Source organism: Acinetobacter rudis, from assembly GCF_031157835.1.
Classification (GTDB): domain Bacteria; phylum Pseudomonadota; class Gammaproteobacteria; order Pseudomonadales; family Moraxellaceae; genus Acinetobacter; species Acinetobacter rudis_A.
The window spans coordinates 102,369-119,099 of sequence record NZ_JAVIDR010000001.1 but is presented as its reverse complement, the minus strand read 5'-3'; the positions used below and the strand labels follow the sequence as shown (position 1 = coordinate 119,099).

Genomic DNA, 16,731 nt, shown 5'->3' with positions numbered 1-16,731 from the left:
GTGCTTTATTTCGATTGAGGCAATGAAGGAAGCGTATGAGCAATAGCAATTCGATCACGTGGCAACAACGTTTAGAAGCATATTATTATCTCTGCCGTTTTGATAAACCGATCGGATCTGAATTGGTTTTTTGGCCAACGATGTGGGCAATGTGGCTTGCTCATAAGGGTATTCCCAGTTTTAAAGTTCTATTGATTATGTTTCTTGGCGTTATGTTTATGCGTGCAGCAGGCTGTGCAATAAATGATTTTGCTGACCGTAAAGTTGATGCTCATGTGGCACGAACCAAGGATCGCCCCTTAGCTACAGGTGTAATAAGTGGTAAAGAGGCTGTCGGCGTATTTGCTGTTTTAGTTTTAGCCAGTGCTTGTTTGTTGTTTTTTTTACCAATTGAAAGTTTTTATTGGTCTTTTGGCGCTTTGATATTGGCTTTTATTTACCCATTTATGAAGCGTTATACCAACTTACCTCAGTTGTTTTTAGGCGCAGCATTTTCTTGGTCTATTCCAATGGGATATACCGCAGTTGGTGTAACACCTGATTTAACCTGTTGGTTACTCTATTTTGGTAATTTGGCTTGGACTGTTGCGTACGATACTCAATATGCCATTACAGATCGCCAGTACGATTTAAAAATTGGGGTAAAATCGACAGCAATTTTATTTGGTCGTTTTGATTTAGCTATTATTGCTTTATTACAAGTTATAAGTGTAGTGCTGATTGGGGTGGCCTTGTATCGTGAAAATATTTTATTGCCATTTGGTTTGTTGGCCTTAGCTGCTGTAGTTATTGATTTTATTTATCAATATAAACAAACTGCTGATCGAGATCCACAGCGCTGTTTTAAAATGTTTTTACATAATCGTTGGGTTGGTCGATTTATTTTTATTGGTATATTTTTGGCATTAATTTAAATTAATTCATTGTTTTTAAATTATAAATAATTACTAAGTTATTAAAAGTAAAGCAAGTTTCTTGTTTTACTTTTTTTTATTTTACTTTGTATGTTTACTAAATTTCACTATTTAAGTAAAAGGTGACTGAACAGTATTTTTTAGAAAAAATATCTAGTCAGTTTGTTTGTTTTATGTTTAATTACGTTTATTCACACAGAAAGTGAATTAGGGAAAACAAAAGGGATATACCAATGAATAGTATTTTTAAAAAAACATTGATCGCAGTAAGTTGTAGTGCAGCTTTATTTTTAACAGCCTGTAATGATGACAAAGATGATAGTCAACCGATTAGTTATCAAAATTTTGTTTCTGAAACGGCATATAACAAAGACAGTATAGAGGGGGCACGTCCTGTTTCTGTAATGACCTATAAAATGCCGAATGTGAAAGGAGAGTCAGCAAAGGCAACAGCGATGGTTATGTTCCCTAAAACAACAAAACCTAAAGATGGGTGGCGTGTGGTTGTTTGGGAGCATGGAACAGTGGGTATAGGTGATTCATGTGCCCCAAGCAATAATGCATATAACCCACGTTTTAAAAAAATGGCTGAAAGTTTACTTAAAGAAGGTTTTGTTATTGTTGCACCTGATTATGAAGGACTGGGAACAGCGGGGATTCATCCTTATTTGAATTTGGGGAGTGAGGCAAAATCAGCAATTTATGCTATGAAAGCGGTTAAAGAGCGTTATGGTGCTGACATACAAGGCGCATGGATGTCTGTTGGACAGTCACAAGGTGGACATGGCTCTTTGGGAACGGCTGAGTATGCTAATGATGATACGAATTATAAGGGTGCTGTTGCAGGTGCACCTGCTTCAAGTTTAGGCTTTATTATTACCAAAGTTGCGCCTGTTGCGATTAATCAATTAGTTCAAGCGGGTAAAATTGAGCAAGCTGTTGATGTCTATGCTGAATTGTTAGCCTATGCTGCATATACAACTGTGGGAATTAAGGCATATGATCCTCGTTTTTATTATCAAGCAATGTTTAAGGGGAATTCTCAACAAATTGCAGCCTATGCAGAAGGAAGCACAGGTGACAATGGTTTATGTTTATCGGACTTAGAAGCGAAATTTAAAGCAGATATACAAAACTTTTTGGCAACCAGTAAAGACAAATCTGTAATGGATTATCCTGCTTTGGTTGAGAACTTTGATCAAGATCCAACGGTGAAAAAATTTTTAGAAGATAATCAACCGGCAACGAAAAAAATTAATAGTCCAGTCATGATTATTCAAGGTGAAGCTGATATGGCTGTCCCTCATGATGTAACGACTGGTCTACAGAACAGATTAATTAATTTAGGTACCAAGGTGACTTATCTTGAAGTTGCAGGTGCGAGTCATACACAAGCGATTGTTGAAAAGAATCCTGAATTAGTGGCATTCATTAAACAACATATGCCAGCACAATAATTCACAATGACCAGATTAAAGGAGCCTTGGCTCCTTTTTTAGTGTGTGCTAAGAGGGTGACTTGCATAGGCACTACAGCATGATTTTGTTATAGTGGGCGATCTTGCTAGGTTTTGTTGAGAAGTTGTGGGTAGTTATGTCTAATGCAGTAAAGTTAAATAAAAAAGTCATTTTATTCTGTGCGCTTGGAGTATTGATTCCTCTCGCTTTGATTTGGTTAAACAAGATTGCAATTGATCATGATGCTGCCACAAAGCGTGAATATGATGAACTCATTCGTAAACAGCAGGCATTAATCAAACCTCAACAAGCTTCTAATGCAATTGCAACTACAGCAGATCATGCTGCTTCAGCACCAACTCAGCCTGAATAAGGGTTGAGTTTTCTTGGTATATTAATTTCATGCGTCAAATAAAAAAGCCCATTGAAATCTTCAATGGGCTTTTTAGAATCTTGGCTCTCCCACCTGGGCTCGAACCAGGGACCTGCGGATTAACAGTCCGTCGCTCTACCGACTGAGCTATGGGAGAATTTGATAGGCATTTTATGCAGCTTAAGGGGAGGGGTCAAGTGATAATATAAGAAAAATGCAGTAATCTAGATCATTTGTTTTAATTATCAACAAATAACGGCATATTATTTGATTGTTTAAGCGGATGTGATGAATGGTAATTATATTGGTGTAATTAAGCATTGACTGAAATACAGATATAAAAAAACCCATACTCTAGAATGAGATGGGCTTTTTAGAATCTTGGCTCTCCCACCTGGGCTCGAACCAGGGACCTGCGGATTAACAGTCCGTCGCTCTACCGACTGAGCTATGGGAGAAAAGTAGATGGCTCTCCAACCTGGGCTCGAACCAGGGACCTGCGGATTAACAGTCCGTCGCTCTACCGACTGAGCTATTGGAGAATCTGATGCGCATTCTATGGATGAAAGTGTAAGTCGTCAACAGCAAATTTCAAGATTTTTGTTTGATTGTCTTATAAATGTTCAAATCTGTGTTTTATGCAAAAAAAATCACCCATATGGGTGATTTTTTTAGAAAAATAGGAGAATTATTTTTCAACACCAGCAGCTTGGCCAGCGTATTTTGCATTTGCATAATCCCAGTTTGCTAAGCTTTCAAGGAAAGTTGAGATATATTTAGGACGTGCATTGCGGAAATCGATGTAGTAAGCGTGTTCCCAAACGTCAATTGTAAGTACTGCAACTTGGTCATGTGCAAGTGGAGTGTCAGCATTTGAAGTTTTAGTAATTGAAAGTTTACCATTTACTTTATCAGCAACTAACCAAGCCCAACCTGAACCGAATTGAGTTGTTGCAGCTGCAGCAAATTGCTCTGCAAATTGCTCATAGCTACCAAAATCTTCGTCAATTTTAGCTGCAAGCGCACCAGTAGGTTTACCACCACCATTTTGCTTCATGCTGTTCCAGTAGAAAGTGTGGTTCCATACTTGAGCTGCATTGTTGAAGATACCTGCTTTAGAAGCATCACCAGCAGAAGCCTTGATAATTTCTTCAAGGGTTTTACCTTCAAGCTCTGTTCCTTTGATCAAGTTGTTCAAATTAACCACATAAGTATTGTGGTGTTTGTCATGATGGAATTCTAAAGTTTCTTTACTAATGTGCGGTGCTAAATCTTCATAGCCATATGGAAGCGCAGGTAATGTAATCGTCGTCATGTTCCTAGTCCTTGCTTTTGCTGGGTTACATAATATAAGTCGCTCTATTGTAGTAGATTTTTCTCTGCAATAGTGTATGAATAATACTACGACATATAATATCGCTTAAAAACGATCCAGTTGCCGAATGGAAAAAACAATTTAACTAGATCGGATTATTCAATTCATGATAAATCACTTCAAGTTCGAATTGTGCTGCTAAAGCTTGTGCTAGACGTTGTACACCGTAACGCTCAGTTGCATGGTGTCCGCAAGCGTAATAGTGCACATTGAGTTCGGCGGCTTCATAAAAAGTTCGCTCACTCACCTCACCAGAAATATAGGCATCACAGTCTTGTGCCGCAGCTTTGCTGATATAGTCTTGAGCACCACCTGTACAAAAACCGACTTTTTTAATTTCAGTTTTCGCTGCTGGTAAATGAATCGCCTGAAAGCCTAAGCGATCTGTTAAATAGCGTTGAAATTGCTCTGGACTTTGGGGTGGATTCAAATAACCAATATTACCAATTGGGTGTCGTTCGGTTGGATCGAGTGCTTCTATATCTTGTAATTCAAGTCGATCACTAATTGCGACATTATTTCCCAGTGTTGGATGTGCATCGAGTGGTAAGTGATAGGCAACAAGTGAAATATCATTTTTAATTAGTGACTTAATACGTTTTCCACGCATTCCTGTGATAGGGTATGCTTCACCTTTCCAAAAATAGCCATGATGTACTAAAAGCAGGTCTGCTTTTTGTAAAATCGCTGCCTCTATGGCAGTTTGAGATGCTGTAACAGCACATAAGATTTTTTTTACTTCTGTACGACCTTCAATTTGTAGGCCATTGGGTGCATAGTCTTTAAACTCATTGGTTTTTAATTGAATATTACACCATTGGATAATATCGAGTAAGTTTGCCATAATAGTGTTTGAAAACGTGTAAGTTAAAATAAAGTACATTATAGCTATTAACTAAAGCTGAACAATTTTATTTGAGTTTTTTTAGGTATAAAAATTTATTTTGATTACAATGAAGAACTTGCTTTTATACTGAATGATTAAATAAATTTTAGAGGAATATATAGTGCGCCGCTCAGTTTCCTGGTTACCTTGGGTGTTACTAGTTGTTGTTATTCTTAGTTTCGTTGCATGGCAGAAATATCAACAACCGAAAGCCCCAATTGCATCTGATGGCGTCAAAATGCCTGCTGAAAAGGTAGAGCCATTAATTAATACTTCACGTACGGGCGGTGTGGTTTCTTATAATCAAGCTGTTAAGGTAGCAGCACCAGCAGTGGTGAATATCTTTACTACACAGAAGTTAAAACAAGCAAACCCATTATTTAATGATCCAGCTTTTCGCGAATTTTTTGGTAATCAATTTCCAGATCGTTCACAAAATCAAAATGAGAATAGTTTAGGCTCAGGTGTTATTGTTCGTCCTGATGGTTATATTTTGACAAATAATCATGTAATTGCCCAGGCTGAACAAATTGTTGTGAGTTTACAAGATGGTCGCCGAGCAGTAGCAAAAGTGATTGGTACTGACCCTGATACTGATTTGGCGGTGATCAAAATTGAACTTGAGAATCTTCCAGTATTACCATTTAAGTTGAGTGGTAATGAGGTGGGGGATGTTGTACTAGCGATTGGTAATCCATTTGGCGTAGGACAAACAGTAACTCAAGGGATTATCTCAGCAGTTGGACGCTCTGATTTAGGCATTAATACCTATGAAGACTTTATTCAAACAGATGCTGCAATTAACCCTGGTAATTCAGGTGGGGCATTAATTGATGTTGCTGGTAATTTGATTGGTGTAAATACTGCTATTTTTTCACAATCAGGCGGTTCACTTGGGATTGGTTTTGCAATACCTGCAAAAGTTTGTCAGCAAGTATTAAATTCAATTTTAAAAGATGGTCGTGTTATTCGTGGTTGGTTGGGCATTAGTTTGGTTCCACCACAACAAGATGACGTGTTAGAGCCTCGTAAAACTGGTGTTATGGTTGCTGGTGTATTAAAAAATGGTCCTGCAGCACAGGCAGGATTGAAAGTGGGCGATAAAATTGTCAAGGTTAATGATGAAGAAATTAGTTCTGCATCACATCTAATTAATTATGTGGCATTACAAGTTCCAAATAGCATCATTAAGATTGAGGTGTTACGTGGTAATGAGTTACATAATATTGATGTAACAGTGACTGAGCGTCAGTCATCACCAGGAAGTCAAAATCAGTTTATTCCTTTACCTCAACGTTAAAATCAATCCAAAGATAAAACCCTCCTGACTGCAAAGATGGAGGGTTTTTTTTGAGATTTATTTGATCATTATATTCAGTCATATAAGTCGAACTTATTATTTGCTGATTGGCCCATGACGTGCAAAAAATGTTGAAGATCATGCTGTAATGCTAAATTTTGAATGCAATTAACTTTGATTATGGCTTTAGTCAGACTGAGGTGCTAAATACATTGAGGAATATAAAGATCATAATAAAAATCTAGGGTGGTTTTAACATTGGTTTGGTGTTGTATTTAGAGGACTATAGTTATCTAAATATTGATGCTTTTTAGTTAATATTTTATTTAGATCATAAAAAAACCAGTGGTGAACACTGGTTTTTTTGTTTGTATTTTAATGGCTAAAATTTAGTCTTGTTGAATACCAGCAACTAACCAATCTTGGCTAGAACCTGCAGGTTTAACAAAGTGCCAAACTTCAGCAAAAGGTTGTGGCAAGCTGTTGAGGTCTTCACTTACTGTACCTGTAAAACGAACGCTGACAACATATTGTCCATTTTCTGTTGCGCTATCTATAACCATTGCATTGAGGTTGGAGAATTCGGCAACATCTTGGTCTTGATTGGCCATAATGTCGTTATGCATAGACTGATATAGATCAGGCGTAAGATAACGGCGAATTTCTTCAACATTACTTGCAGAATTCATTGACTGAATATGGTTAAAACGCTGACGTGCAACACGTAAAAATGCAGCAGGTTCAGTACCATCTGGAAGTTGATTACCACTTTGTGCATATGCACCGCCTGCAACAGGTGCAGCTGCGCCACCGCCTACAGATTGACCAAAGATGTTGGTGTTAGAACCTGTGTTGCGTGGTGCTTGTTGACCAAATGGAGCAGCACTTGGGCCAGATTGATTTGGTGCATATGGATTCGAATTAGTTAATTTTTTTTTTGCAGCAAATTTACGGAAAAGTAAAAATGCGATACCTGCAATTAAAATTAACCAGATCCAACTAGGAATACCACCCTTTTTCTCTTCTTGAGCAGGAGCTTGCTCTGTTGCAGATGATGCTGGAGCAGCATGTCGGTCATCTGCTAGAGCATTCGCAGCAACAGCACCCACTGCAGCACCAGCAACACCAGCAGCAACCATTGAGCCTACACCTGGTCCAGAACGCTGCGGAGCAGTAGCAGGTTGTTGAGCAGGAGCGGCAGGACGGGCATATTGGTTAGACTGTTGATAAGACTGACTTGAGCTGTTAGAACGACTCATACCATGACTTTTACCACCACCAGCACGTTTTGCTTCTGCCAATGGTGCTACGGCTAATGTCGCCATCAAAATTGCTGCAACTAAACCACGCTGTCGAACTTGCATTCGGTTTTTCCTTGAATAAATAAATATACAGGGCCTATATATGCAGACTTTTGCATAGAATTTCAATATATATAATGAAGTATTTACATATTCATTATATGCAGTCTTATTTTTAGCTAGAAATTCGACTGCTTTAGACTTCATCACACAGTTGTATGGCTTCACTCAATGCTTCATGTAAACGTGCAACGGCAATAATTTTAACCCCAGCAATTTCTTTTTGTGGTGCATTAGCCCGAGGAACGATTATATATTTAAAGCCATGTTTAATGGCCTCTTTAAGTCGCTCTTGCCCATTAGGGACTGGTCGAATTTCACCTGATAAACCTACTTCACCAAATACTGCAAGTTGTTGTGGTAATGCTTTGGAGCGTAAACTTGATGCACAAGCTAACAATACTGCTAAATCTGTCCCTGTTTCAGTAATTTTTAATCCACCAACGACATTAACATAAACATCTTGTCCTGAAGTTTGTACTCCTCCATGTCTATGCATGACCGCAAGTAGCATGTTGAGTCGGTTTTGTTCTAAACCTAACGCTACACGGCGTGGCTGGGCATGTGCATCATCAACCAAAGCCTGTACCTCAACTAAGAGGGGGCGAGTGCCTTCTCGACTGATCATTACCACTGAGCCTGGTATTGCTTCGTCATATCGGCTCAAAAAAATTGCGGATGGATTGGCAACTTCTTTGAGACCTTTGTCGGTCATACCAAAGACACCGAGTTCATTAACTGCACCAAAACGGTTCTTTACAGCACGAATCATGCGATATCGTGAATCGGATTGACCTTCAAAATAGAGAACACAGTCAACCATATGTTCAAGTACACGTGGCCCAGCAAGTGAACCTTCTTTTGTTACATGCCCAACTATAAATAATGCTGTACCACTTTGCTTTGCATAACGTGTAAGTAATGCAGCAGATTCTCGAATTTGTGATACACCACCTGGGGCAGACTGTAAAGTTTCAGTATATAAAGTCTGAATAGAGTCCAATATGGCAACAGCAGGACGAATCTGTGCTAAAACCTCACAAATACGTTCTACACAAGTTTCAGCCATGACCTTAAGGTGATCTGTAGGAAGATCAAGGCGTTGGGCACGTAAAGCAACTTGAGATAATGACTCTTCACCTGTGACATATAAGGCAGAGCGTTGTTCTGAAGCCATATGTGTGGCTGTTTGTAATAATATAGTTGATTTACCAATGCCAGGGTCACCGCCAATTAATACCACAGAGCCTGTGACCAAACCTCCACCGAGTACACGGTCGAATTCTGATATTCCTGTAACTAAACGTGTTTCGTGAGATACGGAGACTTGATTGAGCGTAGTGACCTGTGCTGCTTGACCTGCGTAACCTCCTGAAAAATTAGGTTTAGCACGATGAGTAGTTCCTGTTTCAAGGCGAACTTCAATTAAGCTATTCCACTCACCGCAGTCGCTGCATTGTCCAGCCCACTTAGAATGTTGGGTGCCACATTGTTCGCAGCGGTAAGTGCTTTTAACTTTACTCATAATGTTATTCACAGGTTTTAAAGATAACGTCGGACAATCTATCAAGTAGGACTTTAAAATACAATTTCAAATAAATAACGCTTTTCAACTTAGACTATTGGCACATATACTGCAGGTGTGACGGAACGCTAAAATAAAAAACAGTAAATGGAATAGATTGGCTAAATAACAGCTAGTTGATGAAAGTTTTGGGGTATTTCCTAGATTTTCGTCAATTTTTCTTTTTTATTTTCTCTATTTTAGGCTACTTTGACTACATGAAATCTGAGAGAAGAATATAACAATGTCAAATCAAGAACTCGGTTCTTCAGAAGAATCAGGTGAACTCAAACGCAGTTTATCCAATCGACATTTGCAGTTGATCGCGATAGGTGGTTGTATCGGTACAGGTCTCTTTATGGGATCGGGTAAAACAATTAGTCTTGCTGGCCCATCAATTATCTTTATTTATATGATTATTGGTTTGATGATTTTCTTCGTCATGCGTGCCTTAGGCGAGTTGTTATTATCAAACTTACAGTATCGTTCTTTCATTGATTTATCAACCGATCTAATTGGACCATGGGCTGGCTATTTTGTTGGGTGGACCTATTGGTTATGTTGGATCACGATTGGTATCGCAGATCTTTCCGCTATTATTTATTATCTGGAGTTCTTTAACCAAGGACAACCCTTTTCACCCATGGAAGGCGCCATGATTAGTATGGCTGCCATTATCTTCATCATGGGTTTAAATTTAATGACAGTGAAGTTATTTGGTGAACTAGAGTTTTGGTTTGCCTTAATTAAGATTATTGCAATTCTTGTTTTAATCGCTGTCGGTCTGTGGATGATCTTTACTGGCTTTACTTCCTCACAAGGTGACATTGCAGCTTTTTCTAACCTTTGGGGATATGGAGGAATGTTCCCGACGGGCTCCTCAGGTTTCTTGGCGGGTTTCCAAATTGCTATTTTTGCCTTTGTTGGTGTTGAGCTAGTCGGAACTACAGCAGCAGAAACAAAAGATCCAGAGCGCAATTTACCGAAGGCTGTGAACTCAATTCCAATTCGAATCATATTTTTCTATGTTTTCGCATTGATTATTGTTATGTCTGTTACTCCTTGGAGCCATATCGACCCTAAAATCAGTCCATTTGTAAACTTGTTTAGTCAAGCAGGTATTGCTGCAGCAGCAATCATTATGAATTTGGTGGTTCTATCTTCAGTAATGTCATCAATGAATAGTGGTGTGTTCTCAACCAGCCGTATGTTGTTTGGTTTATCACGTGAAAAACAAGGTCCAAAATCATTTGGGGTGTTAAATAAACGTTTTGTTCCGTCAAATGCATTGTACTTTTCAGGTGTGTGTTTAGTTGCAGGTGCTGCATTACAGTATTTAGTGCCGAATACAATTGAAGCATTCACCTTAGCCACAACTTTATCTACAGTATTGTTTATTTGTGTGTGGCTCATCATTATGTGGAGCTATATTGTTTATTATAAAACTCGTCCTGAATTACATGCCAAGTCTGTATTTAAAATGCCAGGCGGAGTTGCAATGTGTTGGGTCGTCATTGCTTTCTTCTTGGGTATGATCTACGTATTAGGTTTACAAGAAGACACCCGTAAGGCATTAATGGTGAGCCCAATTTGGCTACTGATTTTGCTGGTTGGTTATTTAGGTTTTTATAAAAAACGTATTAAATAAATAACAGATGATGAAAAAACACCAGCTTAAAGCTGGTGTTGTTAATTTAAGCATTGCTTTTATGTTTTTAGTCGTTGGGTATGGGTTTTGATCGGGTTATACTTGTGCAAATTCAACATATAGGTGATCAGATGCGTCATACCCTTGGTTTTACAGCTTTGTTGCTTACCACATTACTGGCTGGTTGTGGTCAATCTGGTAATTTACAACTGACAAGCGATCCAAACTACGACAAACGCGCACGTTATCTGCTTTATCCCAATGTTGATTCTGCTTCTCAAACTCAGGGCAAACATGCCCAAGCTGCTACACAAGAAGCAGCATCAGAGGTTAAAGAGATTCAATAATTTTTTATTCGACTTTTGGAAAGGAAGACTTCATGGGGTTTAGTCGCATTAATGGCGTATTGCATGCAGAGCAGTGTGCATTAGATAATTTGGCGCAACGTTTTTCTACACCCTTATATGTGTATTCTAAAGCAGCACTTGAGCAAAATTATGTGTCTTTGGACAGCGCATTTGACTATATCGATCATCAAATCTGTTTTGCTGTCAAATCAAATTCGAACATAGCAGTACTGAATGTATTGGCTAAATTGGGTTCGGGCTTTGATATTGTGACTGGTGGTGAGCTGGCGCGTGTATTGGCTGCTGGTGGTGATCCGAGTAAAATTGTATTTTCAGGTTTGGGTAAAACTGAGGCCGATATTAAAAAAGCGCTTGAAGTGGGTATTGCTTGTTTTAATGTTGAGTCATATGCAGAGCTTGCACGGATTGAAAAAGTTGCAGCAGCAATGAATACGCAAGCGCCAATCTCTTTACGTGTTAATCCAGATGTTGATGCAAAAACACACCCCTATATTTCGACTGGCCTAAAAGAAAATAAATTTGGTATACCTTCTGACCAAGTATTGGAAACTTATCAGTATGCAGCAAGCTTGCCGCATTTAGATATTGTAGGTATAGATTGTCATATTGGTTCACAGTTGACTGAAACCCAACCATTTGTTGATGCTTTAGATCGTGTAATAGGCATGATTGAACAATTAAAGTCTTTAGGGATCAATTTTAAACATATTGATATTGGTGGTGGGCTTGGAGTACGTTACCAAGATGAAACACCTCCAAGTTTTGAAGAATATGCTCATGCTATGCGACCAGCCTTAGAGAAGCTTGGTTTGAAAGTGTATATGGAGCCTGGGCGTTGTATTTCTGCCAATGCAGGGGTGTTGGTGACTCAGGTTGATTTATTAAAGCCAACAGAACATCGTAATTTTGCTGTTATTGATGCAGCAATGAATGACTTGATTCGTCCTTCTTTGTACCAAGCTTGGATGGATATTCAAAATGTACAAACACATACTACAGTTGATATCAAAACATGGGATATCGTAGGTGCAATTTGTGAGACTGGCGATTTCTTGGGTAAAGATCGGGAATTAGCTATTGATACCAATGATTATCTAGCTGTTTTTGGTGCTGGTGCTTATGGATTTGTTATGAGCTCTAACTACAATAGTCGTGGTCGTGCTGCCGAGGTAATGGTGGATGGTGATCAAGCTCATCTAATTCGTCAACGTGAGTCGATTGAATCACTTTGGCAAAATGAATATTTATTACCTACGGAGTAAAGCATCATGTTATTAGAATTTACAAAAATGCACGGCCTAGGTAATGATTTTATGGTGGTTGATTTAATCAGTCAGCGTGCATTTCTAGACACAGCAACGATTCGTCGTTTAGCAGACCGTCATTTTGGTGTGGGGTTTGATCAACTTTTAATTGTTGAGCCACCTGATTATCCTCAAGTTGATTTTAAATATCGTATTTTTAATGCTGATGGTAGTGAAGTTGAGCAATGTGGTAATGGTGTACGTTGTTTTGCTCGCTTTGTACATGAGCGTGGTTTAACCAATAAGACAAAGCTCAAAGTACAGACCAGTTCAGGTATTGTAGAGCCAGAGCTTGGCCCAAATGGTTGGGTACGTGTCAATATGGGGTATCCTAAATTTAAACCAGCCGAAATACCGTTTGTAACAGAAGAAACGGAGGCTTTATATACCTTGGCGCTCACAGAACAACAGCAATTAAAAGTTGATGTGGTTAACATGGGGAATCCTCATGCTGTGACGATTGTGAGTGATATTTTAACTGCTGAGGTGGAAAAGATAGGTCCTCAGATTGAATCACACATTCAATTCCCTGAGCGCGTTAATGCTGGCTTTATGCAAATCATTGATGAAAAAAATATCCGTCTGCGTGTGTTTGAGCGCGGTGTTGGAGAAACAATGGCTTGCGGTACTGGTGCTTGTGCGGCGGCTGTATCAGGTATTCGTCGAGGCCTACTTTCGAATCAAGTTAAAGTTGAATTGGCTGGGGGAACCTTGCAAATTGAATGGCGTGAAGGTGATGTTGTGTGGATGACTGGACCAACAAGTATGGTTTATGAAGGTCGTTTAGACTTAAGTTACTTTCAAGGTTAGGGATTGATCGGGTGTAGTGATGATGGAGTTTGAAACATTGGGGGAAAAGTGTATGCCTATAGGTGCAATGCAGTTACTTTCAATGTGGATGAAGCAACTTGAAATCCAAAATCAATCAGCACATACCCTTGATGCCTATTTTCGTGATGTCACTGCTTTTATTGATTTTTGTTATAGTCAAAATCTTGAACTCAATCAAGTGGAAGCAGCTGACTTACGGCAGTACTTGGCTTTTAAAGTAGAACAACAACAATTAAGTTCCAGTAGCTTACAGCGGCATTTAAGTTCAATTCGCCAATTTATGAAGTGGGCGGAACAGGGGCAGTATTTAACAATTAATCCCGGTGATGATTTTAAGTTAAAGCGACAGTCTAGACCTTTGCCTGGTTTAGTGGATATTGAGACCATACATCAAATTTTAGATCAGACAGCGCCAGAGTCTGTTCTTGAACAACAACGCTGGTTGCGTGATAAAGCGATGTTGGAATTTCTTTATTCGAGTGGTTTGCGTTTAGCAGAGTTACAAGGGCTAAATTTTAATGATATCAATCTTGGAAGAATGTTATTGCGTGTTACAGGTAAGGGCAATAAAACCCGTGTGGTGCCATTTGGCCAAAAAGCTAAAGATGCATTAATAGAATGGATAAAAGTATATCGGCTGTGGTTGGGGGATTTTAATCCTGAGTTGGCGGTATTTATTAGTCAAAAAGGCCAACGTTTGACAGCAAGACAAATTGAAAATAGGGTGAAATACCAAGCACAGCGTGCAGGTGTTAGTGTGGATTTGCATCCGCATTTATTACGTCATTGTTTTGCAAGCCATATGTTAAGTAACAGTGGTGACTTGCGCGCTGTACAAGAAATGCTAGGGCATCAAAATTTAACGACAACGCAAATATACACACATGTTGATTTTGAACATTTGGCGCATGTATATGACCAAGCACACCCACGTGCCACTAAATAATAGTTACATATTGATCTTTTAAGTTTTAGTTCAATTGCTATATTCGATTAAATGATGGCATTTCAATACAAATGTTGCAGAACGTTTAGATAAAAATGTAAGCAATATATCTCATTTGACAAAGTCATACGCAAAGTTTGTATCATGAAATTATAGACAGAATTGAATTATTTTTATGCTGTATTTTTAACTTTGAATTTCAGCATTGTTTTTAAAAAACCTTTAAATTCAGTCGCTAAAAAGTGTGATTTTTGTTGTAATTGAAATTTCAAGCATATTCTAGTCAAGACGATGAACTGTAGGTTCAGTTTTTTTACTGCATTTTTAAGGCACTTTTTTGATTTGTGACTTGACCGAAATGCCAAACACACTGCAAGATAGGGCACCTAAAAAATTTAACTGAAGGGTTATCATAGCCTTTCACAACATTTAATTTGCTAAAACAGCCGAGGACTACATGAAGGCTCTTGTTGCAGTAAAACGTGTGGTAGATGCCAACGTTAAAGTCCGTGTGAAGTCGGACAATAGTGGGGTTGACTTAACGAACGTTAAAATGTCAATTAACCCATTCTGTGAAATCGCTGTAGAAGAAGCGGTTCGCTTAAAAGAAAAGGGAACAGTATCAGAAATTATTGTTGTCTCTATTGGTCCTAAAGAGGCCCAAGAGCAAATTCGTTCAGCAATGGCATTAGGTGCAGACCGCGGTATCTTAGTAGAAACTGCTGATGACATTGGTGCATTAGAAGTTGCTAAAATTTTAAAAGGGATTGTAGAACAAGAACAACCTCAGTTGATTCTTCTTGGTAAACAAGCAATCGATGACGATTCAAACCAAGTTGGTCAAATGCTTGGTGCTTTACTCGGTGCTGGTCAAGGTACTTTTGCTTCTGAAGTGAAAGTTGACGGTGGTAAAGTTCAAGTGACTCGTGAAATCGACGGTGGTTTACAAACTGTTGAACTTACATTACCTGCGATTATCACAACTGATTTACGTCTAAATGAACCACGTTATGCAGCTTTGCCTAACATCATGAAAGCGCGTAAAAAACCTTTAGATACTAAGTCTCCTGCAGATTATGGTGTTACAGCGACAACGAAATTGAAAACAGTTAAAGTTGAGCCACCAGCAGAGCGTAAAGCGGGCGTACAAGTGAAATCAGTTGAAGAGCTTGTAGAAAAATTGAAAAATGAAGCGAAAGTGATCTAATACAGAAGGATAAAATCATGAGTATTTTAGTTATCGCTGAGCACGACAATAAGACACTAAATGGTGCAACTTTAAACGTTGTTGCTGCAGCTCAAAAAATCGGTGGTGATATCACTGTATTGGTTGCTGGTGCTGGTGCACAAGCGGTTGCTGATGCAGCTGCTAAAGTTGCTGGTGTAAGCAAAGTATTATTGGCTGATAATGCTGTTTATGGCAATCAATTAGCTGAAAACGTTGCTGCTTTAATTGCAGATGTAGCTAAAGGCTATAAGCATGTATTGGCTGCATCAACTACAACAGGTAAAAATATTTTACCTCGCGTTGCTGCGTTATTAGATGTCAGCATGATTACTGACATTATTGCAGTTGAGTCGGCAAATACTTTCAAACGCCCAATCTATGCAGGTAATGCGATTGCAACTGTGCAATCTGATGAAGCAATTGTTGTTGGTACCGTTCGTGGTACAGCATTTGATGCTGTAGCAAGTGAAGGTGGTTCAGCGACTGTTGAGGCTGTTGCTGAAGTTCAAGATGCAGGTGTTTCTAAGTTTGTTGCTGAAGAAATTGTTAAATCTGAACGTCCTGAATTAACTGCTGCACGTATTGTGGTTTCTGGTGGTCGTGGTGTAGGTTCTGGTGAGAACTACCATACTGTACTTGATCCATTGGCTGACAAATTAGGTGCTGCACAAGGTGCATCACGTGCTGCAGTGGATGCTGGTTTTGTACCAAACGATATGCAAGTAGGTCAAACAGGTAAAATTGTTGCTCCAGACCTTTATATCGCCGTGGGTATTTCTGGTGCAATTCAGCATTTAGCAGGTATGAAAGATTCTAAAGTTATTGTTGCAATCAACAAAGACGAAGAAGCGCCAATCAATGCTGTGGCAGATTACTGGTTAGTGGGTGATCTCAACACTGTAGTACCAGAATTGGTTGCTAAAATTTAATTATTGACCATAATTAAGTTTGCTAAAAACTGCTCCGTTAAGGGGCAGTTTTTTTTATTTCTGCATATAGAAATATGTGCCAATAAAAAATGTGTTTGGTTGATCTGGATTAACTTGATTTGATCTAATATTGAACATATTGGGCATCAGGTTGAATTGATCAAAGTCAGTCATCAATAATAAGCAAAGTTTGGCTAATCAATGTGCAAATATTTTATATAAAATATAACAAGATAGTCTTTGGGCA

The 16,731-nt window shown here is 38.8% G+C and carries 15 protein-coding genes, 3 tRNA genes and 1 pseudogene; 11 read left to right on the top strand and 8 right to left on the bottom strand.

Annotated features, from left to right (window positions below; all coding sequences use genetic code 11):
- Positions 1–35: 35 nt before the first annotated feature.
- From ubiA to RFH42_RS00530, 3 genes are all read left to right on the top strand, one after another.
- Positions 36–914, top strand: coding sequence for a 4-hydroxybenzoate octaprenyltransferase (gene ubiA, locus RFH42_RS00540; RefSeq protein WP_308973582.1), 879 nt, complete (start codon positions 36–38; stop codon positions 912–914).
- Between the two features lie 233 nt (positions 915–1,147).
- Positions 1,148–2,371 (top strand): alpha/beta hydrolase family protein, encoded by a 1,224-nt coding sequence (locus RFH42_RS00535; protein ID WP_308973581.1) that lies wholly within the window; start codon positions 1,148–1,150, stop codon positions 2,369–2,371.
- A gap of 136 nt (positions 2,372–2,507) precedes the next feature.
- Positions 2,508–2,744, top strand: coding sequence for a hypothetical protein (locus RFH42_RS00530; protein ID WP_308973580.1), 237 nt, complete (start codon positions 2,508–2,510; stop codon positions 2,742–2,744).
- A gap of 81 nt (positions 2,745–2,825) precedes the next feature.
- Here the strand turns inward: RFH42_RS00530 and RFH42_RS00525 are convergent.
- The 5 genes from RFH42_RS00525 to RFH42_RS00505 form a co-directional block, all read right to left on the bottom strand.
- Positions 2,826–2,901 (bottom strand) — tRNA-Asn (locus RFH42_RS00525).
- A gap of 225 nt (positions 2,902–3,126) precedes the next feature.
- A tRNA-Asn gene (locus RFH42_RS00520) sits at positions 3,127–3,202 on the bottom strand.
- An 8-nt stretch (positions 3,203–3,210) separates the two neighbouring features.
- Positions 3,211–3,286, bottom strand: a tRNA-Asn gene (locus tag RFH42_RS00515).
- Positions 3,287–3,432: 146 nt separating this feature from the next.
- Positions 3,433–4,059 (bottom strand): superoxide dismutase, encoded by a 627-nt coding sequence (locus RFH42_RS00510; RefSeq protein ID WP_016656957.1) that lies wholly within the window; start codon positions 4,057–4,059, stop codon positions 3,433–3,435.
- A 145-nt stretch (positions 4,060–4,204) separates the two neighbouring features.
- Positions 4,205–4,963: a Nif3-like dinuclear metal center hexameric protein gene (locus RFH42_RS00505; RefSeq protein WP_308973579.1), complete on the bottom strand. Its 759-nt coding sequence runs from the start codon at positions 4,961–4,963 to the stop codon at positions 4,205–4,207.
- 163 nt (positions 4,964–5,126) lie between these two features.
- Between RFH42_RS00505 and RFH42_RS00500 the strand changes: the two genes are divergently transcribed.
- On the top strand, positions 5,127–6,305 hold the full coding sequence (locus RFH42_RS00500) for a S1C family serine protease (protein ID WP_308973578.1): 1,179 nt from the start codon (positions 5,127–5,129) through the stop codon (positions 6,303–6,305).
- 389 nt (positions 6,306–6,694) lie between these two features.
- Here RFH42_RS00500 and RFH42_RS00495 read toward each other — a convergent pair whose 3' ends face one another.
- Both RFH42_RS00495 and radA read right to left on the bottom strand, forming a co-directional pair.
- Positions 6,695–7,669, bottom strand: a complete 975-nt coding sequence (locus RFH42_RS00495) for a Tim44 domain-containing protein (RefSeq protein ID WP_308973577.1) — start codon at positions 7,667–7,669, stop codon at positions 6,695–6,697.
- 133 nt (positions 7,670–7,802) lie between these two features.
- On the bottom strand, positions 7,803–9,191 hold the full coding sequence (gene radA / locus RFH42_RS00490; protein WP_308973576.1) for a DNA repair protein RadA: 1,389 nt from the start codon (positions 9,189–9,191) through the stop codon (positions 7,803–7,805).
- A gap of 283 nt (positions 9,192–9,474) precedes the next feature.
- On the opposite strand from radA, the gene RFH42_RS00485 reads away from it, so the two are divergent.
- A complete protein-coding gene (locus RFH42_RS00485) occupies positions 9,475–10,878 on the top strand; it encodes an amino acid permease (RefSeq protein ID WP_308973575.1) in 1,404 nt (467 codons plus the stop codon).
- A 131-nt stretch (positions 10,879–11,009) separates the two neighbouring features.
- On the top strand, positions 11,010–11,225 hold the full coding sequence (lptM, locus tag RFH42_RS00480; protein WP_308973832.1) for an LPS translocon maturation chaperone LptM: 216 nt from the start codon (positions 11,010–11,012) through the stop codon (positions 11,223–11,225).
- Positions 11,226–11,229: 4 nt separating this feature from the next.
- On the opposite strand, the pseudogene RFH42_RS16875 reads toward lptM, so the two are convergent.
- Positions 11,230–11,295, bottom strand: a pseudogene (locus tag RFH42_RS16875) (hypothetical protein); the annotation flags it as partial.
- Between RFH42_RS16875 and lysA the strand changes: the two are divergent.
- From lysA to RFH42_RS00455, 5 genes are all read left to right on the top strand, one after another.
- On the top strand, positions 11,285–12,508 hold the full coding sequence (lysA, locus tag RFH42_RS00475; protein WP_374990801.1) for a diaminopimelate decarboxylase: 1,224 nt from the start codon (positions 11,285–11,287) through the stop codon (positions 12,506–12,508). The pseudogene RFH42_RS16875 and the gene lysA sit on opposite strands and share 11 nt — an antisense overlap.
- 6 nt (positions 12,509–12,514) lie before the next feature.
- Positions 12,515–13,360 (top strand): diaminopimelate epimerase, encoded by an 846-nt coding sequence (dapF, locus tag RFH42_RS00470; protein WP_308973573.1) that lies wholly within the window; start codon positions 12,515–12,517, stop codon positions 13,358–13,360.
- A 52-nt stretch (positions 13,361–13,412) separates the two neighbouring features.
- A complete protein-coding gene (locus RFH42_RS00465; RefSeq protein WP_308973831.1) occupies positions 13,413–14,327 on the top strand; it encodes a tyrosine recombinase XerC in 915 nt (304 codons plus the stop codon).
- A gap of 457 nt (positions 14,328–14,784) precedes the next feature.
- On the top strand, positions 14,785–15,534 hold the full coding sequence (locus RFH42_RS00460; protein ID WP_308973572.1) for an electron transfer flavoprotein subunit beta/FixA family protein: 750 nt from the start codon (positions 14,785–14,787) through the stop codon (positions 15,532–15,534).
- A gap of 17 nt (positions 15,535–15,551) precedes the next feature.
- Positions 15,552–16,484 (top strand): FAD-binding protein, encoded by a 933-nt coding sequence (locus tag RFH42_RS00455; RefSeq protein ID WP_308973571.1) that lies wholly within the window; start codon positions 15,552–15,554, stop codon positions 16,482–16,484.
- Positions 16,485–16,731 lie beyond the last annotated feature (247 nt).